We start from the raw sequence: 24,855 nt of genomic DNA, 5'->3' as shown, positions 1-24,855 counted from the left end.
CATACTTTGATCAAGGCATATGCGTTCGGTGGTGTCCGTGCGGGGCACACCAACCCGGGCGGGATCTTGCCATGTTCGCAACCAGCATGCCGCGGCCGGCTGTGCCGCGCAGACCCGTGACGGCGCCGAGCGCGACGGGGGTCCGCGTCGTGTAGGAGCGGACCGATCCGGCCTCCGGGGCGGCGGGAGCGGTCACACCACTCCCGGGCGCATGCCCGGAAGGCTTCCCGAGCCCCTTTCCCAGAAGACCCGACCGGCTCCGTCCGGCGGTGCCTTCGTGATGTTCGGCGTGTTCCGGGTGGGCTGCGCAGGCGAGTTGCGGCGCCCCCGAAGCGGAGCGGGAACCGCCCTGCCCCCCGCGCGTCCTCCCTTGGTGGTCCCCGAGCGCCGCGGCGCGGCCGGATTCCCCGTGTGCGGTGCCGCGGTCGCGCGCGGCCCGCCCAGGGTTCGCCAACCACGGTCGCTTCCTACGTCAGTGAGCGGAGTTGTCTGATGCCGCCGTTCCCCGACCACGGGATGAGCCACCTCCCCTCGCGTGCCAGCGTCTTCGTCGGCCGGCGCCCCGAACTCCGCGCGGTCCGGGAGCTGCTCACCCGGGACCGCCCCGAACGGGGCCGGGCGACCCCGATCCTGGCGATCGACGGCGCCCCCGGCGTCGGCAAGAGCGCTCTCGCGCTGGAGCTGGCGCACGAGTCGCTGGACCGCTTCCCCGACGGTCAGCTCTACGTCGATCTCGGGGGATCCGGCGACAATCCGCTGAGCGCCTTCGACGTGCTCGCACAGCTGTTGCAGAGCCTGGGGGTCGAGCCGTCCGCCCTGCCGCTCGGCCTGGACTGCCGGGTGAGGCTCTACCGCAGCATGCTGCACGGCAAAAGGGTGCTCGTCGTACTGGACAACGCGCTGGACTCGCACCAGATACGGCCATTGATACCGCAGGGGTCAGCCTGTCTGATCGTCACCAGCCGGCAGCCGCAGCGTGGTCTGGTCGTCCGCTACGGCGCCCACCGCATCGGCCTGAAGCCGCTGGATCCGGACACCGCGGCGGACCTCCTGCTCCGGCTGACCGGGTCCGGGCACGGTGCGCGGCGGCCGTCCGCCGTCGACCGGCTCGTCGAGCTGTGCGGGTACCTGCCGCTGGGCATCAGGATCACCGCCGGGACCCTGCTCGGGGATCCGTACGGAAGTCCGGAGCGGCTGGCCGCGCAGTACGAGGACCCGGTCACCAGGCTGGACCTGCTGGCGGTCGACGGCGACGAGGAGATGAGCGTCCGCTCCGTGTTCGCGGCCAGCTACCGCGTCCTGCCCGACGATGTGGCCCGGCTGTTCCGGCTCCTGTGCAGGGCGGGCCTGGAGGAGGTCGGCCTGCTGTGCTCGCTGCGGCTCGCGGGCGCCACTGCCGCCGTGGCCTCGGGGCAGTTGGAGTCGCTGGTGGGCCATGGCCTGCTGGAGCGCGTCGGGCCCGAGCGCTACCGGATCAACGAGCTCGTGCGGATCTACGGGGCCGAACGCGCCGAGGCGCAGCCGGAGCCGGTCCACCTGCACGCGGCCCGTCTACGACACCCTCATGGCCGAACAACTCGAAACAGCCGTAGAACGCAACGGCAAGGGCGATCTGGGGGGCGCTGCTGAGCGGAAACGACACCTGGACCGTGCGTGGTCACGACGCGGTCCTTTCGCCGTGATCGACCGGATACTGCCGCGGTCCGTCTCCGCGTACGAAACCCACGCCGACTCGCAGGACGGCTTCCTCTTCCCCGAGGAGCGGGCGATCGTCGCCCGTGCCCTTCCGGGGCGGGTCCGGGAGTTCACGACGGGCCGGTACTGCGCCCGTCAGGCCCTGGCCTGCTTCGGCGTCCCGCCCGGGCCGATCCTCCGCGACGACCGCGGCGCGCCGCTGTGGCCGGACCGGATCAGGGGGTCGATCACCCATTGCCACAGTTACCGGGCCGCGGCGGTCGCCGAATCGTCGAGCATCGGGGCGATCGGCATCGACGCCGAGCCGCATGCCGCCCTGCCTCCCGGAGTGCTCGGAACGATCTCCGTGCCCCACGAAGCCGCGGACATCAGGGCCCTGTTGCGGGAGCGCCCCGGCATCAGATGGGACCGGCTGCCGTTCAGCGCCAAGGAGAGCGCGTACAAGGCGTGGCGGTATCCGCCGCCCGGGCCGGAGGGGGGCAGGGTCCAGAAGGACCTGGACTTCAAGGACATCGTCGTCTCGGGACGGTGGCTGGCCGGAGCGGACCTCCTCCTCACCGCGGTGGTCGTGCCGGCGGTGCCTGCCTGAAACGGGTTCCGGGCGGTGGTGCAGGCGGCCCTGCCCGGCGTACTCCCGTGCGCCCCCGTGTGCTCCTTCGGCGGCATCGGAGGTTCCGCATACGGTTCCGGGCCATGAGCGGAAACGCGATGGAACCGGCCACGCCGACGGAAATCAGCAGCCAGGCCTTGCCTCCCTCCGACCAGTGGTCCACGGTCCCGGTGGTGCCGGCGCCGGTCTGCCGCCTGGAGAACTTCCTCGGAGCGGAACGGGCCGGCTCCCTGCTGGAGTACGCGATCTCCCGGCAGGGCGACTTCAGCGCGGGGACGGTCGTGGACCCCCTTTCGGGCCAGGTGTCCCACAAGGGCCGCAGCTCCCTCGTCCTGCCCGTGACCAGCTCCGTGTTCAGCGCGCACCTCGCGGACTGTCTGCCCCTGGTCCAGGAGGTCCTCGGCCACCGGGCCGCGCTCACGCAGACCCTGACGGTCCTGACGGCGCACGGGGAAGGGGGGGCACTACGGACTGCACACGGACGCCTCACGGGTCCGTGACGTGAGCACGGCGCTGTCGGCGGTGTACTACCTCCACGGCACGCCCCGCGGCTTCGGCGGCGGTCAGCTCCGGCTGTACGACACCCTGCTCCACGCCGGCGGAGCACAGCCGGCGGAGTCCTACCGCACCGTCGAACCCGAGCACGACAGCATCGTGTTCTTCCCGGCCGGGGCCTTCCACGAGGTCGTCCCGTCCACCTGCCCGAGCGGGCGGTTCGCCGACCACCGTTTCACCCTCACGACGTGGATCAGCGGCGCGGAGCCCGCGGCCGCGGCGCCCGGCACCCCGTTCCCGGTGTGGCAGTGGATGGCCCGGGCGGCGGAACGCACCCGTCCGCTGGCAGGCGTCGCGCGCGATCACGACGGCGCCGGCCCCATCGCCCTGCCGGCCGCCGCACCGGCCACCCGCCTCACCCTCCCGGACCCGCGCACGGCCCCGTAGGAGGGGGATGGGGCCGTGCGCGAAGGTGACCGCCGGCTCGCCCGGGGACCGTCCGGGGCGGGCCGGCGATCGGCTCAGGGGCGGTCGGCGAGGTAGCCGCCCATGGTCTTGAAGTACTCGGACGCGGGCAGCTCGCGGCCGTCCTCGGTCCGTACGCGGGTGATGGCCAGGCCGTGGTTGCGACCCGTGCGGGCGTCGGCGCCGGCGACGATCACCACGCCCTCGCCCTCCCGGTAGAAGATGCGGCCGGGGGTGCCGCCGTACAGGCCCTCGGACAGGACGGCGGAGAGCACCTCCAGGCGCTTGCCCTTGTGGAAGGTGAACGCGGCCGGGTACGGCGCGGACTGGGCGCGGACCAGGCGCTCCAGGACCTCGGCGGGCCAGGACCAGTCGATCCGGATGTCCTCCTCGGCCCTCTTGTGGAAGAAGCTGGCCTGGGACCGGTCCTGCTTGGTGAACTCGGTCTGCCCGGAGGCGATCAGGTCGAGGGCGCCGATCGTGACCGGGGCGATGAGGTCGACCGTCTTGTGGAACAGGTCCGTGGCCGTGTCCGTCGGGCCCACGGCGACCGCGCGCTGGACGACGATGTCGCCGGCGTCGAGCTCCTCGTCCATCATGTGCGCCGTGACGCCCACTTCGGCCTCGCCGTTGATGAGGGCCCAGATCAGCGGGGAGAAGCCGGCGTACTTGGGCAGCAGCGAGTCGTGCACGTTGAGGGTGCCGTACCGCGGCAGCGTGTAGATGCGCGGCGGGATCCAGGTGCGCCAGTTGTTGGCGACGAGGATGTCCGGGTCGGCTTCCTTGAGCTTCTGGAACAGCTCCTCGTCGTCGGGACGGTTGCGGATGACGACCGGAACGCCGTGCTCCTCGGCGAGGTCGGCGACCGAGTCGCTCCAGATCTTCTCGTAGGCGTGCTCGCTCTTGGGGTGCGTCACGACCATCACCACGTCGTGCTCGGAGTCCAGGAGCGCCTTCAGGGTGCGATGGCCCCAGGTCTGATAGCCGAACATGACGACCCGCATCGGGGTTCCTCCTCAGAAGAGCACAATAACCAGAAGCAAGTAAAGCAAGGCTTACCTAACAGTGCAACAACCCCGATTCTGGGCTCTATTGACCCGAGTGTGGGCGTGTTGTCCGCTTTGCCTGGTCGACAGCCCGCCTGGATCAGGTTAGCTTTACCTAAGTTCCACTCGGCTGCCGGTCACCGGCGTGCCTGGACTCCCCCCTTTCCCCCACCTTGACAAGACGCCTGGCAGGCGGCTGTCCCGCACCAATGGGAGTGACATGTCACAGGCTCTTCCTGGCGACGCACCACTGATCCACGATCTGATCGGCATCGGCTTCGGGCCGTCGAACGTGGCCATGGCGATCGCGCTCAGCGAGCACAACGCGCGCGTCGGAAGGCAGGAGGCGGTCACCGCTCACTTCTTCGAGCAGCAGCCCCGCTTCGGGTGGCACCGCGGCATGCTCATCGACGACGCGACGATGCAAGTGTCCTTCATGAAGGACCTGGTGACGCTTCGGAACCCGACCAGCGAGTACAGCTTCCTCTGCTACCTGCAGAGCAAGGGCCGGCTGATCGACTTCGTCAACCACAAGAACCTGTTCCCGCTCCGCGTGGAGTTCCACGACTACCTCGAGTGGGCCGCGGCCAAGGTCGACGACATGGTCTCGTACGGCCACCAGGTCGTCTCCGTCGAGCCCGTCGTGCGTGACGGCGTGATCGAGTACCTCGACGTGACCGCGCGCTCCGGCGACGAGGTCGTCGTCCACCGGGCCCGCAACCTCATCGTCGGAACCGGGCTCCGCCCGGTCATGCCGGAGGGCGTCGAGCGGACCGAGCACGTCTGGCACAACACCGACCTGCTGTCGAAGGTGGACGGCCTGGAAGGCACCGAGCCCACCCGCTTCATCGTGGTCGGCGCCGGCCAGAGCGCCGCCGAGAACGTCGCCTACCTGCACCGCCGCTTCCCCCGGGCCGAGGTCTGCGCGGTCTTCTCCCGCTACGGCTACAGCCCCGCGGACGACAGCAGCTTCGCCAACCGGATCTTCGACCCCCAGGCGGTGGACGAGTACTTCTCGGCGCCCGAGGACATCAAGCGCCGGCTGATGGACTACCACGGCAACACCAACTACTCCGTGGTGGACATCGACCTCATCGACGACCTGTACCGGCAGTCGTACCAGGAGAAGGTGCTCGGCACCGAGCGGCTGCGCTTCCTGAACGTCTCGCGCCTGACGGGCGTGGAGGAGACGGCCGACGGGGTCCGCGCCACCGTCAAGTCCCTCGTCACCGGCGAGGAGAACGTGCTGGACGCCGACGTCGTGGTGTGCGCCACCGGCTACCAGCAGGCGGACGGCCTGGGCCTGCTCGGCGAGGTCGCCGACCGCTGCCACCGCGACGACCACGGCCGGGTCCGGGTCGAGCGCGACTACCGCGTGAGCACCGACCTCGAACTGCGCTGCGGCATCTACCTCCAGGGCGGCACCGAGCACACCCACGGCATCACCTCCTCGCTGCTGTCCAACACCGCGGTCCGCGTCGGCGAGATACTCGACTCGATCCTCGACCGGAACCTCAAGACCGTGCCCGACCAGGTCAGGCCGGTCGCCGGGGGAGCCGAAGGCGGAGCCCGCCAGCCGGCCATCTAGTGCTGTGACCGGCCCGTCGGCCCAGGCCCGCTGCCGTGTCTGTGGTGCGTTCGCACCGGCAGGCACGGCAGTAGTGTGCATGCAGCAGAACCCCGAGAAAGGAACGTCCGTGTCTCCTGGCACCCGTCGCCGCGCCGGCGGCCCGCCCGCCCACGGGCGCGTGATACCCAGGCGGCACACCGTCCGCGCCGGACGCACGGGATGACCCGCCTCGACACGGGCACGGCCACCGTGGAACGCCCGGCGCCCTCCCGGATCGCGGCGGCCCGGCGACGCCGGCTGGCGGGCCTGGCCACCATCCTCGCGGTCCTCCTGGTCGCGGCCGTGGTCTCCCTCGCGGTCGGTGCGCGCGCGCTGAGTCCCGCCGAGGCGTGGCACGGGCTGTTCGCGGCCCCGGACCCCGACCAGAAGGTCTCGGACGCCAGGCTCATCATGCAGACCGTGCGGGTGCCCCGTACGGTGCTCGCGATCGTGGCGGGCATCGCCCTGGGCGTCGGCGGGGCGCTGATCCAGGGGTACACGCGCAACCCCATCGCGGACACCGGCCTGCTGGGCGTGAACACCGGCGCCTCGTTCGCCGTCGTGTCGGCGATCTCCCTGCTCGGGCTCACCGACCCGTTCCAGTACGTCTGGTTCGCCTTCCTGGGCGCCGCGATCGCCGGTGTCGTCGTGTTCGGACTCTCCAGCATCGGCCGGGGCGCCGGCAATCCGCTGACGCTCGCCCTGGCCGGGCAGGGGGTCACGGTGTTCCTCATGGCGATGACCACGGCCGTGGCGTTGTCGGACAAGGCGGCGCTGAACGCCCTGCGGTTCTGGAACTCCGGCTCCGTCGCGGGCGTCCGCTTCGACGTCATCTGGCCGGTCACCGCGTTCATCGTGGTCGGGCTGGTGCTGGCCCTGGCCACCCTGCCCTCCGTCAACCTGCTCAACCTCGGTGACGACGTGGCGCGCGGACTGGGTGTCAACATCACCCTGATCCGGACCGTCGGCATCATCGCCATCACCCTGCTCGCGGGCGCGGCGACGGCGGCGTGCGGCCCCATCGCGTTCCTCGGACTCATGGTGGCGCACGTGGCCCGGCACCTGGCCGGGCCCGACTACCGCTGGCTGGTGCCCTACGCGGGTCTGCTCGGCGCGGTCGTCCTTCTGGTCTGCGACATCGTGGGGCGCGTGGTGGTGCGGCCGGGCGAACTGGACGCGGGTGTCCTCGTCGCCCTGCTCGGCGCCCCGTTCTTCGCGGTCCTGGTGTGGCGGGGAAAGTTCAAGAGCGCATGAACGTGACAGTGGTGAAGCGCCCGGTGGCGCCGGGCGTGCGGCTCGGCCGCGTGTCGTTCGTGTGGCGGCCCAGGATCGTGCTGGTCACGCTGCTGCTGATGGCCGCGGCCTTCCTGGTGTTCTGCCTGTCCATCGCCGTGGGGGACTTCCCCATCGGCCTGCCGCAGGTGGTCGCCACGCTCTTCGGCGGGGGCGAGCGGGTCGACGAGTTCGTGATCATGGACCTGCGCATGCCGCGGGCCCTGGCCGGGCTCGTCGTGGGCATCGCCCTGGGGATGTCCGGGGCGATCACCCAGTCCATCGCCCGCAATCCGCTGGCCAGTCCGGACATCCTGGGCATCACCGGAGGCGCCAGCGCGGTCGCGGTGTGCCTGGTGACGGTCTCGGGCGGGGCCACCGCCGCGGTCGTCAGCTCCGTGGGCCTGTCCGGGGCGGCGCTCGCGGGCGGTCTCGCCACCGGGCTGCTCGTGTACTTCATGGCGTGGCGGCGCGGGGTCGACGGCTTCCGGCTCATCCTCATCGGCCTCTCCGTGAGCGCCGTGATGGAGGCGGTCACGACCTGGCTGCTGGTCACCGCCGACATCAGGGACGTGGCGCGGGCCCAGGCGTGGCTGGTGGGCTCCCTGGACAACCGGTCGTGGGACGAGGTGGGGGTGGCCCTCTGGGGCACCGCGATCCTCGCGGTCGTCGTGGCGTGCGTCGCCTTCCAGTTCAAGCCGCTGCACTTCGGCGACGACGTGGCCGCCGGCCTCGGCGTCCGGTACGCGGTGGTACGGGCCGTCATGCTGCTCTGCGCCGTGCTCCTGGCCGGCTTCGCGGTGAGCGCGGCGGGACCGGTCCCGTTCGTCGCCATGGTGGCGCCGCAGGTGGCGATCCGTCTGACGAAGTGCCCCACACCGCCGCTGGTGGCGTCCGCCGTGGTGGGCGCGCTGCTGCTGATCGGCTCGGACCTGGTCGCCCGTACGGTACTTCCGATCAGCCTGCCCGTCGGCGTGGTCACCGCCGCGATCGGCGGCCCCTTCCTCATCTACCTCCTGGTGCGGGCGAACCGCCGCTAGATGGTAAAAAGGTTAGGCAAGCCTAAATAAGGGGGGGGCATGGTCGCTCAGCACATCACCGGGATCGAGTCCGGGGCCGGGTCCGGGATCGATTCCGGGACCGTGGACGGTGCGCGGCTGGCGGCCAAGGGCGTCACGGTCGGGTACGGCGATCGGACCGTGATCGACGCGCTGGACGTGTCGATCCCGCCGGGTGTGGTGACGACGATCATCGGCCCCAACGGCTGCGGCAAGTCGACCCTGTTGCGGACGCTGTCCCGGCTGCTCAAGCCGACCAGGGGATCGGTCGTGCTGGACGGCGAGGACATCGCCCGGCTCCGGACCAGGGACGTGGCGAAGAAGCTCGGCCTGCTGCCGCAGGCGCCGGTGGCCCCGGAGGGGCTCACGGTGGCCGACCTCGTGGCCAGGGGCCGCCACCCGCACCAGAGTTGGCTGCGGCAGTGGTCCTCGGACGACGCCTCCGTCGTGGAGCGCGCGCTGGCCATGACCGGGGTGGCCGACCTGGCCGACCGTCCCGTCGACGCGCTCTCCGGGGGTCAGCGGCAACGGGTCTGGATCTCGATGACCCTCGCCCAGGGCACCGACCTGCTGCTGCTCGACGAGCCCACCACCTACTTGGACCTGGCGCACGCCGTCGACGTGCTCGACCTGGTCGACGACCTGCACGAGTCGGGATGCACGGTGGTCATGGTGCTCCACGACCTCAACCTGGCCGCGCGCTACAGCGACAACCTGATCGTGATGAAGGCGGGTTCGGTCCTGGCGCAGGGTCACCCGCGCGATGTGCTGACCGCCGAGCTGCTGCTCGAGGCGTTCGGTCTGCGCGCCGTGGTGATCGACGATCCGGTGGGCGACCGGCCGCTCGTCGTGCCCATCGGCCGGACCCATGTCCAGAGTTCGGGCAACCGGAACGAGAGCCTCGCGACTTAGGCTAGGCTTACCTCACTTCCCCGGGGTACGGTTTGCCTGCCCTTATGTGGGGCCGCAGTGGACAGCACGAAAGCAAGGGATTCCGGATGCTCCTCGACCGAACGACACGTATGAAGCCCTGGCGGCGGCTGGCGGCAGGCGTGTCCGCCGCGGCCCTCGGTGTAGGCCTCCTCGCTGGATGCGGTTCCGACACGGCGGACAAGGACAAGAAGGACGACGCTGCCAACGCCCCGGCCGCCGCCGGTGCGTTCCCGGTCACCGTCGAGCACTTCTTCGGCTCCACCGAGGTCAAGAAGGCCCCGCAGCGGGTCGTGTCCGTCGGCTACACCGACGACCAGAACATCCTCGCGTTCGGCATCAAGCCGGTCGGCATGGTCGACCAGTACCCGAACCCGGCGGGTCAGAGCCCCGACATCAACACCCAGTGGCCCTGGGTGAAGGACAAGTGGGGCGAGACCAAGCCCGAGGTCATCATGAACAACGGTGACGCCGGCCCCAACTTCGAGAAGATCGCGGCCCTGCGCCCCGACCTGATCATCGCGGTCTACTCCGAGATCGACCAGGCCGCCTACGACAAGCTCTCGAAGATCGCCCCGACGGTCGGCCGCACCAAGGCCGAGAAGGAGCCCTTCAGCGCTCCGTGGTCGGACAACGCCCTCCACATCTCCAAGGCGCTCGGCAAGGCCGATGAGGGCAAGGCGATGGTCCAGGGCATCCAGGACAAGCTCGCCTCGGTGAAGAAGGCGCACCCCGAGTTCGCCACCCAGACCGCCGTCTCGCTGTCCTGGTACAAGGACGCGGTCAACCCCTTCACCACCACCGACGTGCGCGGCCAGCTCCTGACCGGCATGGGCTTCAAGGGCCAGGCCGAGATCGACAAGCTCGCCGACGGCAAGTTCTCCTTCGGGCTCTCCCCGGAGCGCATGGACCTCATCGACGTCGACCGCGTCTTCGTCATCAACGACAAGGCCGACACGGACGCGCTGAAGAAGTTCGACCTCTTCGCCAACCTGAAGGTCACCAAGGCCAACAAGGTGTCCTACCTGCTGGACAGCGAGGGCGCCGCGGCCGGCGCGGCCATGTCGCAGGCCACCCTGCCCTCCCTGCCCTTCGCCATCGACGAGCTCGTCAAGTCGGTCGGCTAGGTGTGAGCGCCACCGATACGCGTGTCGCCCCGGCAACCCTGCGCACGACGACCGGACGTGAAGCGGCCCGATGGGTGGCGGCGAACTGCCGCACGATGCCCTGGCTGACGTCCGCCGCCGTCCTCAGCACGGTTGCCGGTGCGGCGCTCCAGATGCTCCCCGTGCTGCTGCTCAGCCGGGTGGTCGACGGAGTGATCGGGGGCGAACCGCGTTCGATCCTGATCACGATCGGGGCCCTGATGGTGGCCGCCGCGCTTCTTGGCGCGGCGGCCACCGCCTTGTCGACCTACCTGATCGGGCGGCTCGGCGCCGACCTGCTCGCGCAACTGCGCGAAGGCGCCGTCCGCGCCGTGCTGGGCATGCCCAGCGCCCGGATCGAACAAGTGGGCCGCGGTGACGTGCTCTCCCGGGTCGGCGACGACGTCGCCGTCCTGTCCAAGGGCATCCGGTCCGCCATTCCCACGGTGTTCTCCGCCGGTGTGCTGGTGGCCATCGCCACGGTCGGCATGTTCGGGCTCGACTGGCGCCTCGGCCTGGCCGGCGCCTGTGCGCTGCCCGCCTACGCGCTGGCCCTGCGCTGGTACCTCCCCCGGTCCGCCCCGCTCTACCGGCAGCAGCGGGTCGCCCAGGCCGATCGCGCCCAGGCGCTGATCAGCGGTCTGAACGGCATCGAGACGGTGCGGGCGCACCGCCTGGAAGAGGCGTTCCGCGAGCGGGTGGAGGGCGACTCCCGGCGGGTGAAGGACCTCGGGATCGAGGTGTTCCGCTTCTTCGGCCGGTTCGTCGGCAGGGAGAACCGGGCCGAGTTCATCGGCCTGGCCCTGATCCTCGTGGTGGGCTACGTCCTGCTGGAGACCGGCTCCGCCACCCTCGGCGCGGTGTCGGCCGCGCCGCTGGTGTTCCACCGCCTGTTCACCCCGCTGGGCGCCATCATGTTCACCTTCGACGAGGCCCAGAAGTCGGGCGCGAGCCTGACCCGGCTCGTCGGAGTGCTGGCGGAGCCCGCGGAGGAGAGGCTGCTCGGCGACTCGGCCGCCGCGCCGGCGGACAACGCGTCGTACCCGGTGACGGTGAAGGGGCTGACCTTCGCCTACCCCGGCTCCGAGGAGCCGGTCCTGCGGGACGTCAGCCTGACGATCCCGGCGGGCGGCTCACTGGCCCTGGTGGGCGCCACGGGCGCCGGCAAGACGACCCTGGCCGCCCTCATCGCCGGCATCGGGACCCCCCAGGCCGGGTCGGTGCGCGTCGGGTCGACCGACCTCGCCGATCTGGACGAGGCCGGGGCGAGGTCGCTCGTGAGCATCCTGACCCAGGAGACGCACGTGTTCTCCGGTCCGCTCGCCGACGACCTGCGGCTGGCCGCGCCGGCGGCGACCGACGCCGAACTGACGGCCGCGCTGCGCACCGTGGGCGCGCAGGAGTGGGTCGAGGCGCTGCCCGACGGGCTGTACACCGCGGTCGGCGAGGGCGGTGAGCGGGCGGACGGCACCAGGGTCGCCCAGATCGCCCTGGCCCGGCTGGTGTTGGGCAGGGCGCCCGTGGTCGTGCTCGACGAGTCGACCGCGGAAGCGGGCAGCGAGGGCGCTGCCGAGCTGGAACGGGCCGTTCTGGCCGCCTGTTCGGGCCGGACCACGCTGTTCGTGGCCCACCGGCTGACCCAGGCGGTGGCGGCCGACCGGATCGCCGTGCTGGACGCGGGACGCGTCGTGGAACAGGGCACGCACGAGGAGTTGGTGGCCCTGGGAGGCCGCTACGCGCGACTCTGGCGGGCCTGGCGAGACGGTAGTTAGGTAACCCTAATTTAGGTTAGGCTAGCCTTCGTACCTTGGAAGGGTGTTGAGTCTTCAATGATGGAACCGAGCGCTCGTCTCGTGCTGATCTCTCCTACGCGCCTGGCCGACGTGCGCCGGCGCACCGGCGGCCACGCCGATCGGACCGTCGCCGAGGCCTGTGCCATCGGACTGTCGTTCTGGGCGACGGGCGAGAGCCCCGACGGCATCGACCTCACCCCGGGCACGCTGTTCGCGGACGTCCTCGGATGGGTCGACAACGGCGGCAGCGCACCGAGCGGTTGGGAGACCGGCGAAGCCGGCCCGGACGGCATCGGCATCGCCGTACCCGAGGGGGTCCTGGCGTCCGACGCGCAGCGCGCGCTGGACGACCTGGCGGACTTTCCGGACCGGCCCATCGGAACCATCGGCCCGTCCGACCCGGCGGAGCGACTCAAGACCCTGGCCGAGTGGAACGACACCGGGGCGGACCGGGTCCGGCCGACCATCGTGGAGATGTTCCGCGAGCAGGCGCGGCTCAGGCCGGACGCGGTCGCCATCATCGACGAAGACCGCTCGCTGACCTACCGCCAGGCGGCCGAGCTGTCCGCCCAGCTGGCCCACCACCTGATCGGACGCGGACTGGGCGCCGAGCAGGTCGTCGGCATCTCGCTCGGCCGCTCCGCCGACATGGTGATCGGCCTCCTCGGAGTGCTGCAGGCCGGCTGCGCCTTCGTACCGCTCGACCCGCAGTGGCCCGCCGCGCGCCGCGCCGTCGTCATCGACGACGCGCGGGTCGTGGTGCAGCTGAGCGGCTCCGGCGAGCACGACCCCGCCGAACCGGCCGCCGTCACCGTCGACCTCGACGACTGGCGGTACGCCGACCAGCCCACCGAGGGCACCGGAATCACCGCCCCCGGCAACTCCCTGGCCTACGTGATCTTCACGTCCGGTTCCACCGGCCGCCCCAAGGGCGCGATGATCCGCCACGAGGCGATCAGCGAGCGCCTGCTCTGGCAGGTCAACGAGATCCTGGGCTTCGGCCACGACGACGCGTCCCTGTTCAAGGCGCCGCTGTCCTTCGACATATCCATCAACGAGATCTTCCTCCCGCTCGTGTGCGGCGGCCGGCTCGTGGTCCTGCGGCCCGGCGGCGAACGCGATCCGCACCACCTGCTGAGCGTGATCGCCGAGCACCGCGTCACCTTCACCTACCTCGTCTCCTCCATGCTGGACGTCCTCCTGGAGATCGCGGGCGACTCCGACCGGCTCGACAGCATGCGCCACGTGTGGTGCGGCGGCGAGGTGCTCACCCCCGAGCTGTACGAGCGCTACCGCACCCGGCTCGACATCCCCATGTACCACGGCTACGGCCCGGCCGAGACGACCATCGGCGTCTCCCACGTCATCTACCGGGGCGAGGCCGAACGCCTGTCGACCTCGATCGGCAAGGCCAACCCCAACACCCAGCTGTACGTCCTCGACGACGAGCTGCGCCCGGTGCCGGTCGGCGTCGGCGGCGAGCTCTACGTGGGCGGCTTCCTCCTCGGCCGCGGATACGTCGGCGCACCCGGGCTGACCGCCTCGCGGTTCGTGGCGAACCCCTTCGCGGACGACGGCTCCCGCCTCTACCGGACCGGTGACCTCGCCCGGTTCGCCCCGGACGGATCGCTCGACTTCCTCGGCCGGGCCGACAACCAGATCAAGATCCGCGGCATGCGCCTGGAGCTCGAGGACGTCGAGGTCGGCCTCGCGGAGCACCCCGGGGTGCGGCACACCTGCGTCATCGCGAAGAAGAACAGCGCGGGCGGCACCTACCTCGTGGGGTACGTGATCCCGGCCGCCGACAGCGAGGGCCTGACGGCCGACGAGGTCAAGGCGTGGGCCGCCGGGCACATGGTCGAGTACATGGTGCCCGCCCACGTCGTCGTGATGACCGAGTTCCCGCTCACCGCGAACGGCAAGCTCGACCGCCGCGCACTGCCCGAACCCGAGATCGTCACCGGCTCGTTCCTGCGGCCCTCCACCGACGACGAGCGCGCGGTCTGCGCGGCCGTCGCCTCGGTACTGCGGCTGGAGGAGGTGGGCGTCGACCAGGACTTCTTCCAGCTCGGCGGCGACAGCATCCTCGCGATCTCGCTGCTGAGCGCGCTGCGCGAAGCGGGCCTCTACGTCACCGCGGGACAGATCTTCGCCAACAGCGTCCTGGGCGCGCTCGCGGCGGTGGCCGGCCGCGAGGACGTCGCCCGGGCGGACCACGCCGACGTCGCGACCGGTCCCGTCACGGGATCGCCCATCGTCCAGTGGCTCGGCCGCACCACCGACGCGATCGACGGCTTCGTGCAGGCGGTCGTGTTGAACACCCCGGCGGACCTCACCGCCGACGCCCTCGCCGCCGTCCTCGACTCCGTCGTGGCCCGGCACGACATGCTGCGCGCCCGGCTCGTCCGCGGCGAGCGCTGGAGCTTCGACATCCCGGAGGCCGAAGGGATCACCGCCGGCTGGCAGGAGAGCGACCTCCCGCTCGACGAGTGCGTCGCCCTCGCCACCGAAGCGCTGGACCCGGACAACGGCGTGATGCTGCGGTCCGTCTGGCGCCGTGAGGCACGCCAACTGGTCCTCGTCGCCCACCACGTGGTGGTCGACGGCGTGTCCTGGCGGGTCCTGATGGAGGACCTGGCCACGGCATGGCGCCAGACCTCCGCGGGCGAAGCCGTCGAACTGCCCGCGGTGGGCACGTCGTTCCGGCGCTGGACCCAGCTCCTGGGCGGCGCGGAGTTCGACGCGGACCGCACCCACTTCGAGCGCCCCCTGCCGGGACCCGACGCGCCGCTCGGCCGGCGGGCACCGTCCGAGGCCGACACGGTCGAGCGTGAGCGGGACCGGACCGTCACGGTCGGCCCCGAGGTCACCGCCGCGCTGCTGGGCGAGGTACCGGCGAAGTTCCACGCGGGCGTCAACGACGTCCTGCTGACCGCGCTCGCCGTCACCCTCGCCCGGTGGCGCCGCGACCGCGGCCAGGACCAGACCTTCGCCCACATCGAACTCGAGGGCCACGGACGCGAAGGACGCCACGTCGCGGGCCCCGCCGGCGTCGAGCCGGAACTGTCGCGGACCGTCGGCTGGTTCACGACCCTGTTCCCGGTGACCGTGGACCCCGGCCGGGCCGCCGACTTCACCGCCCCCGAGTACCTCGCGGCCGCCCTCAAGGCGGTCAAGGAGGACCTCGCCCGGGTCCCGAGCAACGGCGTCTCCTACGGCGCCCTGCGCTACCTGTCCGACGCCGCCTTCACGGCCCCCGCGCCCCAGGTCCTGTTCAACTACCTGGGCCGCTTCGACGCGGGCGCGTCCGGGGACTGGCAGCTCTGCGGAACCACCGGGCAGCTCGGCGAGAAGCGCGACCCGCGGATGCGCCTGCCGCGCGCCCTGGAGTTCAACGCGATCGCCGAACCCGCCGCCACCGGCGAGTACGAACTCGTCACCACCATCTCCTGGCCCGACGGGATGTTCACCGACGAGGACGTCGAGGCGATCGGCGGGTACTTCCGGGAGGCCCTCACCGCCCTGGCCGCGCTCGACGAAGGCGGCCACTCGCCCAGCGACTTCCCGCTGGTACGCCTGACGCAGGCCGACGTCGACGCCCTGGACGGCCCCGCCCTGCGCGCCGTCCTGCCCCTGACCCCGCTCCAGGAAGGCCTGTACTTCCACTCGGTCTTCGACGAGGACTCCGCGGGCAGCTACGTCGAACAGCAGCTGCTGACCCTGGAGGGCGAGCTCGACGCCGGCCGCCTCGCGGCCGCCGCCACCCGGCTCCTCGTCCTGTACCCGAACCTGGCCGCGCGGTTCCAGGCCCTCGCCGACGGCCGCGTCGTCTCCGTGCTGGAGAGCGGCGCCGAGGCGCCCTTCACCACGCTGGAGCGGCCCGGCATCACCGACGAGGAGCTCCACGCCCACGCCGAGCGGGACCGCCGCGCCGGATTCGACCTGGCCACCGGCCCGCTGATGCGGTTCACGCTGGTCCGCGACCCGGAATCGGGCCGCGACGTCCTGGTGCAGACCGTCCACCACATCATCGCCGACGGCTGGTCGGTGCCCGCGATGCTGCGCACGCTGCTCGCCGAGTACCACGCGCCGGGCAGCATGTACACGCTGAGCGGCTTCCCCGACTACGTCGGCTGGCTCGCCGGCCGCGACGCGGACGAGAGCGACCGGGTGTGGGGCGCCGAGCTCGCCGGGCTCCCCGGCCCCTCGCTGGTGGCCAGGGAGCACACCCCGTCCGACCGCTTCGCCGACACCTCCGTGGAACCGGCCGAAGACATCGACGCGGCCGTCCGCGCGGCCGGCGTGCCGCTGAGCGTGGCCGTGCACAGCGCCTGGGCACTGACCCTCGGCTCCATCCTGCACTCCGGCGACGTGGTCTTCGGTTCCACCGTCTCCGGCCGCGACGCGGACGTCCCCGGCATCGGTGACATGGTCGGCCTGTTCATCAACACCATCCCGCTGCGCGCCCGGTGGACCGCCGGCACCACGGCGGGCGAACTGCTCGCCTCGGTGCGCGAACACCAGGGCGCGGTCCTGCCGCACCAGCACGTCTCGCTGGCCCGGATCGGCCGCCAGGCCGGCGTCGGCCCCCTCTTCGACACCCTCGTGGTGTTCGACGTGGCGACCGACGTGGCCGCCCTGCGCCGGACCGGCGACACGCTGGCCATCACGGACCTCGTCAACGAGGGAGCCCCGCACTACCCGCTGACCCTCGTCGTGGAGCGGGCCCTCGACGGGCGCCCGCGCTTCAACCTGATCTACGACGGCGAACTGCTGCGCGAGAGCAGCGCCCAGGACATCCTCGGCCGCTTCGCGCACACCCTCACCGGCCTGCTCGCCCGGCCGGACGCCCCGGTCGGCGACCTCGTGCCCAAGGAGGGCAGGAGCCCCGCACGGATCACCCCGACCACCCTCGGCGGCCTGTTCGACGCCGCGGCGGACCGGGACCCGGCGGCCACCGCCGTCACCCAGTGCGCGCTCGACGGCACCACCCGGTCGCTGACCTACGGCGAACTGGCTGCCGCCAAGAACGAACTGGCCGCAGCCCTGCGCGCGGCCGGGGTCCGGCCGGGCCGGCGCGTGGCCGTGGCCGTCCCGCGCACCATCGAGCAGGTCGTCGCCCTGGTCGCGATCGTCAGCGCGGGCGGCGCCTACGTACCGCTCGACACGGCCTATCCGGACGGGCGCCTCGAGTACGTCCTCGCGGACGCCGCGCCGCAGGTCGTCCTCGTCGATCCCGGTCAGCGCGAACGCTTCACGGAGCTCCTGGACCGTGCGGGCGTCACCGCCCGCGTCCTCGTACAGGGCGACGAGCCGCACGCTTCAGCGGACGCCGAGGCGAACGCCCGGGACGGCGAGGCCGGCGAGGTCAGCTGGCACGACCCCGCCTACGTGATCTACACCTCCGGCTCCACCGGCAAGCCCAAGGGCGTCGTCGTCCCGCACTCCAGCGTGGTCGCGCTGCTCGCCAACACCCAGCCGGACATGGCCTTCGGCCCGGACGACGTGTGGGTGCAGTTCCACTCCTACTCCTTCGACTTCGCGGTCTGGGAGCTGTGGGGCGCCCTGGTCCACGGCGGCGAGCTGCTCGTCCCCGACTACGGGCTGACCCGCTCCCCGGTCGACTTCCACCGCCTGGTCCGCGAGCGCGGGGTGACCGTGCTCAACCAGACGCCCTCGGCCTTCTACCAGTTCGCCGAGGCCGATCGGCACGCCGGCCGGTCGCTCACCGGCCCGTCGCTCCCCGCCCTGCGCCGGGTCGTCTTCGGCGGCGAGGCGCTGGACCTCGGACGGCTGCGCGGCTGGGTCGAGCGGCACGGCGCCGCCTCGCCCGAGCTCGTCAACATGTACGGGATCACCGAGACGACCGTCCACGTGACCCACCGGGTGCTGACCGGTGAGGACTTCGCCTTCGGCGACGACGTGAGCCCCATCGGCGGCCCCATCCCGGGCCTGACCACCTACCTGCTCGACGACCGGCTCCAGCCGGTCGCTCCGGGTGTCGTGGGCGCCATCTACGTGGCCGGCGACCAGGTCTCCCTCGGCTACCTGGGCCGGCCGGGCCTCACCGCGGGCCGGTTCGTCGCGAACCCCTTCGCGGGCGACGGCTCCCGGATGTACCACACGGGCGACCTCGCGATCCGCACTCTCGACGGCGAGCTGGAGTTCACCGGCCGCGCCGACGACCAGGTGCAGCTCAAGGGCTTCCGCATCGAGCTCGGCGAGGTCGAGGCCGCGCTGCGGGACCTCGACGGCGTCGTCGACGTGGCCGTCACCGTGGCCGACAGCGGCGACCACCTGGTCGCCCACGTCGTGGGCCGGGTCCCCGGAGACCTCTCCGCCCTCCTCGCGGAGAAGCTGCCCGTACACATGGTGCCGGGCCGGGTCCTGCCCGTGGACGCCCTGCCGCTGACCGTCAACGGCAAGCTGGACCGCAAGGCCCTGATCGAGCGGGCCGCGCAGGACGACACCCCGGTGGCCGCCACCGGCTCCGCCGCGGACTCCGTACTCGCCCCGCTGGTCGCCATCTTCGCCGACACGCTGTCCCACCCCGACGCGGACGCCGACACCGACTTCTTCGGCGCCGGCGGCGACAGCATCATCGCCATCACCGTGGTCAACCGGGCCAGGGCGCTCGGCCTGCCGATCGCACCCCGCGACGTGTTCCTGCTGAAGACGCCGAGGGCGCTCGCCGAGCTCCTGGGCACGCGCACGCCGGCCCAGGCGTCCGCGCCCGCTCCCGCGCGCCGCGAGGACGGCCCGGTGGCCCCCACGCCGATCATCCTGCGCCAGCGCGAGCTGGGCGGCTCCCTCGCCCGGTTCGCCCAGGCCAGAACGCTGGACGTGGCCGAAGGCACCGCGCTCGCCGACATCGAGCGCGCCGCCGACGCCGTACTGGCCGCCCACCCGGCCCTGCGGATACGGCTGCGCACCGAGCACGGCGCGTGGACCCTGCGCACCGAACCCGCCCGCGAGGCCACCGTCGTCCACTCGGACGCGGCGGACGCGGCGGACGCCGCGAACGAGGCCGCCGGCCGGCTCGACCCCGAGACCGGGGACGTCATCGCCTTCACCTGGCTCGCGGCCACCGGCACCCTGGTGATCACCGTGCACCACATCGCGGTCGACGCGGTGTCCTGGCTGATCCTGCTGGACGACATGGCGGCCGCACTGCGCGGCGAGACCCTCGCACCGGCGACCACGTCCTACGCCGAGTACGCGGAGGCCCAGGTCCTGCGGTCCGTCGGCGACATCGCCGGCCTCGGACACTGGATCGACACCCTCCAGGCACCCCCGCTGCTGCCGGCCGTCGGCCCGCTGCGCGACACCACCGTGGTGCTCGACGCCGCCGTCAGCGACCGGGTGACGCGCACCGCGCCCGCCGCGCTCGGCGTCGCGCTCACCGAGCTGCTGTGCGGCGCCCTGCGCACCGCCCTGACGCGGATCCAGCCGGCACCCACCGATCTCGCGATCGAGCTGGAGCGCCACGGCCGGGTCGCGGTGGCGGAGCACCACGACTACACCCGCACGGTCGGCTGGTTCACCGCCATCGCGCCCGTCCGGCTCACCGCGCACACCGACCCGGTCGCGGCGGCCCGCGAGCTCGCCGAGCGCCAGCCGGACGAGTCCGGGCACCTGGCCTACGGCCGGCTCCGCCACCTCAACCCGCAGACGGCCCCGCTGCTGACCGCCCGTCCGCAGGTGCTGTTCAACTACCTCGGCCGGGGCAGCGAGTCCCAGGCGCTCCACATCACCGGCGCCGACCGGGACAGCCCGTACGCCGTGGAGGTCAACGCCTGGACCGACGCGGCCACCGGCAGCCTGCACGCGACCTTCACCCTCGCCGAGGAGATCCCCGACGAGCTCGCCGCGCACTGGCTGGACGCCCTGGAAGCCCTCGCGGAAGCCTCCGCGACCGCGGAGCGCACGGCGCCGGTCACCGCGCTCCAGCGGGGCCTGTACTTCCAGGCCCAGCTGGCGGGCTCGGCCGGACACTACGTCGCGCAGAGCTACTTCGCCCTCGACCGGCGCCTCGACACCGGAGCCCTGGCCGAGGCCATGGCCGTCGTCATGGCCCGGCACCCCGTCGTCGGCGCCGGCTTCTCCACCGACGACGACGGCAACCCGGTCCAGGTCCTCAAGGCGGGCCGCCGGGTCGGCGTCCACACGGTCGAGCTGTCGGGCGACGAGGAGGTCGAAGCCTTCCGCGTCCGGGACCGCAACACCGGATTCGACCCGGCCGAGCCGCCGCTGATCCGGCTCACCGTGGTCCGGCTGCCGGGCGGCCGCGACGGCCTGCTCCTCAGCTACCACCTGCTGCTGTGGGACGGCTGGTCCCGCGCGATCGTGCTGCGGGACCTCTTCGAGGCCTACCGGGCCGTACTCGCCGGCGAGCAGCCGGACGCGACCCAGGCCGAGCCGCGCTTCGAGGACCACGCCCGGGCGCTCGCCGCCAAGGACCCGGCCCTCTCGGAGCGGTTCTGGGCCGGGCACCTGGCCGGGCTCTCCGGCCCGACACTGCTCGCCGGACCGGCACCGTCCCTCTCGGACGACCTGCCGCCCGCGCTCGTCCACACGCTCACGGCCGAACAGTCCGACCTGCTGCGGGATACGGCCAAGGCGCACGGAGTCACCCTCAACTCGGTCCTCACCGGCGCCTTCGGCCTGCTCCTCGGCGCCCACACCGGCCGCGGCGACGCCGTGTTCGGCGTGACCGTCTCCGGCCGCGAGGGCGAGGGCCTGTCCGACATCGTCGGCGTGCTCCTCAACACCGTGCCCATGTGGACGCGGGCCCGGCCGGACGACACGGTCGGGGACTACCTGTCCGCCGTACAGGCGGCCCGGGTCGAAGCGATGGAGCACGAGCACCTGGGGCTCGGCGAGATCCAGCGGGCCAGCGGCCACGACACCCTGTTCGACAACCTGTTCGTGCTCCAGAACTTCCTGGACCTGGACGGGCTCGCCGAGATGAACGCCCGCCACGGCATCACCGAGGTGAAGTCGGACGATTCCACCCACTACCCGTTCACCTGGGTGGTCACGCCCGGCGACCGGCTCACCGTCAAGCTGGAGCACCGCCACGGCGACAGCGCCGACGCCCGCCGCCTCCTCGACGACTACGTCGGGGTCCTCCAGGACCTCGCCCGGTCCACCGGACCGGTCGGCGCGCTGCCCGGCCTCGGGCCGGTGCCCGAGCCCGCCGTCCGCACGGACATCGGCACCGACACGGTGGTCGACCGCTTCGACCGGGCCGCGGACCGCTCACCCGAGCGGATCGCGCTCGTCGCGCACGGCCGGAGCCTGACCTTCGCCGAACTCCAGGACCGCAGCCGCCTGCTGGCGGGCGTGCTCGCCGGCCGCGGCATCGGCCCGGAGAAGACCGTGGGCCTCGCGATCCCGCGCTCGCTGGACTGGATCGTGGCCCTGTTCGCCGTGCTGCGCACCGGAGCGGGATACGTACCGCTGGAGCTGGACCACCCGGACGAGCGGATCGCCACGATCGTCGCGGACGCCCGGCCCGAGGTGATCCTCACCGTCAGCGCCGTCTCGCCCCGGCTGACCGGCGAACTGATCGAACTGGACCGCCCCCTTCCCGAGGCCGAGCCGTTGGTGACGTTCGCACCGGACGACCCGAACCGGCTGCGGCACCCCGCGTACACGATCTACACCTCCGGTTCGACGGGGAAGCCCAAGGGCGTCGTGACCGAGTACGCCGGACTCACCAACATGCTGGTCAACCACCAGCGCCGGATCTTCGAACCGGTGCTGGCGGAGCACGGCGACCGGGTCTTCCGGATCGCGCACACCGTGTCCTTCGCCTTCGACATGTCGTGGGAGGAGCTTTTGTGGCTCGCCGACGGGCACGAGGTGCACATCTGCGACGAGGAACTGCGACGCGACGCACCCGCCCTGGTCGAGTACTCCCGCGAGCACGGGATCGACGTGGTCAACGTGACCCCGACGTACGCGCAGCAGCTGGTGGCCGAGGGCCTGCTCGACAACCCGGACCGGCGCCCCGCGCTGGTGCTGCTGGGCGGCGAGGCGGTCACCCCGACCCTGTGGCAGCGGCTCGCCGAGACCGAGGGGACCGTCGGCTACAACCTGTACGGACCCACCGAATACACCATCAACACCCTGGGAGTGGGCACCTTCGAGTGCGTGGACCCGGTGGTGGGCGTGGCGATCGACAACACCGAGGTGTTCGTCCTGGACCCGTGGCTGCGGCCGCTGCCGGACGGCGTCCCCGGTGAGCTCTACGTCTCCGGCATCGGCATCGCCCGCGGCTACCTCGGCCAGTCGGCCCAGACCGCGCACCGGTTCGTCGCGTCCCCGTTCGGGGCTCCCGGCGAGCGCATGTACCGCACCGGCGACCTGGTGATCAGGCGGCCGGACGGGAACCTGATGTACCTCGGCCGCACCGACCAGCAGGTCAAGATCCGCGGCCACCGGGTAGAACTGGGTGAGGTCGAGGCGGCGTTCGCCGCGCACCCGGCGGTGCGCTTCACCGCCGCGGTCGCCCAGCCCGACCCGCAGGTCGACGGCGCCCACCGACTGGCCGCGTACCTCGTACTGGCGGACGGTTTCGACCTGGCGGCCGTCGCCGCCGAGGTGGGCGCCGGACTGCCGGACTACATGCGTCCGACGCACTACGCTCAGGTCGACGCCATCCCGCTCACGGTGAACGGGAAGGCCGACACCAAGGCACTGCCGGAGCCCAAGCCGCTGGGAGCGCTGACCACTTCGGGCGAGCGCGGCCCGGAGACCGAGACCGAGACCCTGGTGTGCGAGTTCTTCGCCGAGGCCCTGGACCTGGACGACGACGAGGTGAGCGCGGTGAGCGACTTCACTTCCCTCGGGGGACACTCCATGCTGGCCGTACGGCTGGTCGGACTCCTGCGCCGGGAATTCGGCCCCGCCATCACCATCCGTGACCTGCTCACCCTGCGAACCCCCGAAGCGATTGCACGGCACCTTGATGACAACTCCTGACGACCGGGGATCCCGCCGCCCGGGATCCGACATCCTCCGCACCGCCATACGCCGCAACACCGGTGCCATGGTCTGGGGCACCGTCCTCATGGGCCTGTACCAGGCGGGCGAGACCGCTTTCCCGATCGCGCTCGGCCTGATCGTCGAGCACACGATGCGCGAGCGGAGCACGGAGGCGCTCGTCCTCTCGATCTCCGCGCTGGCCGTGATCATCACGACCGTGTCGCTGTCGTGGCGGTACGGGATGCGCATCCTGCAGAAGGCCAACACGACCGAGGCCCACCGCTGGCGGGTGCAGGTCGCGGCCTGCGGCCTCCAGCCGGTGGCCCGGGACGTGGACCTCAAGTCCGGCGAGGTGCTCACCATCGCCACCGAGGACGCCGACCAGACCGCCGACATCGTCGAGGTCGTGCCGATGCTGATCAGCTCCTCGGTCTCGGTGCTGATCGCGGCGGTCGCGCTGAGCCTGGCGGACCTGCGGCTCGGCCTGCTCGTCATGGTGGGAACGGCCCTGATCCTGTCTACCCTCAGCGTGATGTCCAAGCGGATCGGCAGCAGCACCAAGGAGCAGCAGGCCCGGGTGGCGCGGGCGGGGGCGAAGGTCGCCGACCTGATCACCGGTCTGCGCCCGCTGCACGGCTTCGGCGGCAACCACGCGGCCTTCCGGTCGTACCGGAAGGTCAGTACGGAGGCGAAGGAGCAGGCGATCACCGTCGCTCGCGTCAACGGCGTCTACACGGGCACCGCGCTGGGCCTGAACGCGACCCTCGCGGCCTCGGTGACCCTGACGGCCGGCTGGCTGGCCTTCGACGGGCAGATCAACATCGGCGAGCTCGTCATGGCCGTGGGCCTGGCGCAGTTCATCATGGAACCCCTCCGGCTGTTCTCGGACATGCCGAAGTACGTGATGATGGCCCGCGCTTCGGCGGAGCGGATGGCCCTGGTGCTCTCCGCCCCGCCGGTGGCGGCCCCGGGGACGGCGCGCCCGGCCCCCGGCGCGGACCTGGAGATCGACTGCGTCCGGTACGCGTCCCTCCAGGGCCTGAAGTTCCACGTCCCGGCGGGGGAGTTCACGGCGATCGCGGTCTACCAGCCGCGGGCGGCGGCGGAACTCGCGTCGATCCTGGCCCTGAACGTGCCGCCGGCCGCGTACGGGGGAGTGGTGCGGATCGGCGGGCAGGACCTCGCGGAACTGTCGGTCGAGGCGGTGCGCGAGCACATGCTGGTGAACCCGTACGACGGGGAGATCTTCGCGGGGACGCTGCGCACGAACATCGACCCGTCGGGCACCAGCCGTTCGGTGTCCGAGGCCGTCGAGGCGTCCATGCTGACCGATGTCGTCGCCCTGCACCGGCAGGGACTCGACCACGAGGTCCGCGACCGCGGCTCGAACCTCTCCGGGGGGCAGCGTCAGCGGCTGTCGCTGGCGCGGGCCCTGGCCGCGGACTCCGACGTGCTCGTCCTGCGCGACCCGACGACGGCCGTGGACGCGGTCACCGAGCAGCTCGTCGCACGCAACATCGCGGAGCTGCGCCGGGGCCGCACCACCGTCGTCATCACGAGCAGCCCGGCCCTGCTGGACGCCGCCGACCGGGTCCTCGTCCTGGACGAGGGGGTCGTCACCGCCGAGGGCACCCATCGCGAACTGCTGGCCACCGACCCGGCGTACTGCCTGGCGGTGACGCGGTGATCCGGTGACGCGGTGACCGCATGACAGAGGGGCCCGGGTGCACGGCGGATCGCCGCGC

General features: G+C 72.0%; 13 protein-coding genes. 12 read left to right on the top strand and 1 reads right to left on the bottom strand.

What is annotated here, in order from left to right; genetic code table 11:
- The first annotated feature begins 492 nt into the window (after positions 1 to 492).
- The 4 genes from DRB89_RS05735 to DRB89_RS05720 all read left to right on the top strand — a co-directional run bounded on the left by DRB89_RS05735 (position 493) and on the right by DRB89_RS05720 (position 3,247).
- Positions 493 to 1,629, top strand: coding sequence for an AAA family ATPase (locus tag DRB89_RS05735; protein WP_112447096.1), 1,137 nt, complete (start codon positions 493 to 495; stop codon positions 1,627 to 1,629).
- 49 nt (positions 1,630 to 1,678) lie between these two features.
- Positions 1,679 to 2,284 carry a 4'-phosphopantetheinyl transferase superfamily protein gene (locus DRB89_RS05730; RefSeq protein WP_112447095.1) on the top strand — a complete coding sequence of 202 codons (606 nt, stop codon included), beginning with the start codon at positions 1,679 to 1,681 and terminating at the stop codon, positions 2,282 to 2,284.
- A 104-nt stretch (positions 2,285 to 2,388) separates the two neighbouring features.
- Positions 2,389 to 2,805, top strand: coding sequence for a hypothetical protein (locus tag DRB89_RS05725; RefSeq protein ID WP_162688477.1), 417 nt, complete (start codon positions 2,389 to 2,391; stop codon positions 2,803 to 2,805).
- Between the two features lies 1 nt (position 2,806).
- Positions 2,807 to 3,247, top strand: coding sequence for a 2OG-Fe(II) oxygenase (locus DRB89_RS05720; RefSeq protein WP_239516024.1), 441 nt, complete (start codon positions 2,807 to 2,809; stop codon positions 3,245 to 3,247).
- Between the two features lie 74 nt (positions 3,248 to 3,321).
- On the opposite strand, the gene DRB89_RS05715 is transcribed toward DRB89_RS05720, so the two are convergent.
- Positions 3,322 to 4,269, bottom strand: coding sequence for a methionyl-tRNA formyltransferase (locus DRB89_RS05715; RefSeq protein WP_112447090.1), 948 nt, complete (start codon positions 4,267 to 4,269; stop codon positions 3,322 to 3,324).
- Between the two features lie 262 nt (positions 4,270 to 4,531).
- Here DRB89_RS05715 and DRB89_RS05710 point away from each other — a divergent pair, with 262 nt between their 5' ends.
- The 8 genes from DRB89_RS05710 to DRB89_RS05675 all read left to right on the top strand — a co-directional run bounded on the left by DRB89_RS05710 (position 4,532) and on the right by DRB89_RS05675 (position 24,797).
- Positions 4,532 to 5,899, top strand: a complete 1,368-nt coding sequence (locus DRB89_RS05710) for a lysine N(6)-hydroxylase/L-ornithine N(5)-oxygenase family protein (RefSeq protein ID WP_112447088.1) — start codon at positions 4,532 to 4,534, stop codon at positions 5,897 to 5,899.
- A 201-nt stretch (positions 5,900 to 6,100) separates the two neighbouring features.
- Complete coding sequence (locus tag DRB89_RS05705) at positions 6,101 to 7,174, top strand: iron ABC transporter permease (RefSeq protein WP_112447086.1); 1,074 nt, start codon at positions 6,101 to 6,103, stop codon at positions 7,172 to 7,174.
- Positions 7,171 to 8,232: an iron chelate uptake ABC transporter family permease subunit gene (locus DRB89_RS05700; RefSeq protein WP_112447085.1), complete on the top strand. Its 1,062-nt coding sequence runs from the start codon at positions 7,171 to 7,173 to the stop codon at positions 8,230 to 8,232. The genes DRB89_RS05705 and DRB89_RS05700 overlap by 4 nt, the downstream gene beginning before the upstream one ends.
- Before the next feature lie 39 nt (positions 8,233 to 8,271).
- A complete protein-coding gene (locus tag DRB89_RS05695; RefSeq protein WP_112447084.1) occupies positions 8,272 to 9,162 on the top strand; it encodes an ABC transporter ATP-binding protein in 891 nt (296 codons plus the stop codon).
- A gap of 86 nt (positions 9,163 to 9,248) precedes the next feature.
- Entirely contained in the window at positions 9,249 to 10,307 is a 1,059-nt protein-coding gene (locus DRB89_RS05690; RefSeq protein ID WP_112447083.1) for an iron-siderophore ABC transporter substrate-binding protein, read from the top strand.
- Between the two features lie 2 nt (positions 10,308 to 10,309).
- Entirely contained in the window at positions 10,310 to 12,097 is a 1,788-nt protein-coding gene (locus tag DRB89_RS05685) for an ABC transporter ATP-binding protein (protein ID WP_112447082.1), read from the top strand.
- Positions 12,098 to 12,154: 57 nt separating this feature from the next.
- Positions 12,155 to 23,107, top strand: a complete 10,953-nt coding sequence (locus DRB89_RS05680) for a non-ribosomal peptide synthetase (protein ID WP_112447081.1) — start codon at positions 12,155 to 12,157, stop codon at positions 23,105 to 23,107.
- Positions 23,094 to 24,797 carry an ABC transporter ATP-binding protein gene (locus DRB89_RS05675; RefSeq protein ID WP_112447079.1) on the top strand — a complete coding sequence of 568 codons (1,704 nt, stop codon included), beginning with the start codon at positions 23,094 to 23,096 and terminating at the stop codon, positions 24,795 to 24,797. The genes DRB89_RS05680 and DRB89_RS05675 overlap by 14 nt, the downstream gene beginning before the upstream one ends.
- Positions 24,798 to 24,855: the final 58 nt, after the last annotated feature.

The sequence above is a fragment of the Streptomyces sp. ICC4 genome (assembly GCF_003287915.1).
Classification (GTDB): Bacteria; Actinomycetota; Actinomycetes; order Streptomycetales; family Streptomycetaceae; genus Streptomyces; species Streptomyces tritrimontium.
This window is presented reverse-complemented; position numbering and strand designations above follow the sequence as displayed.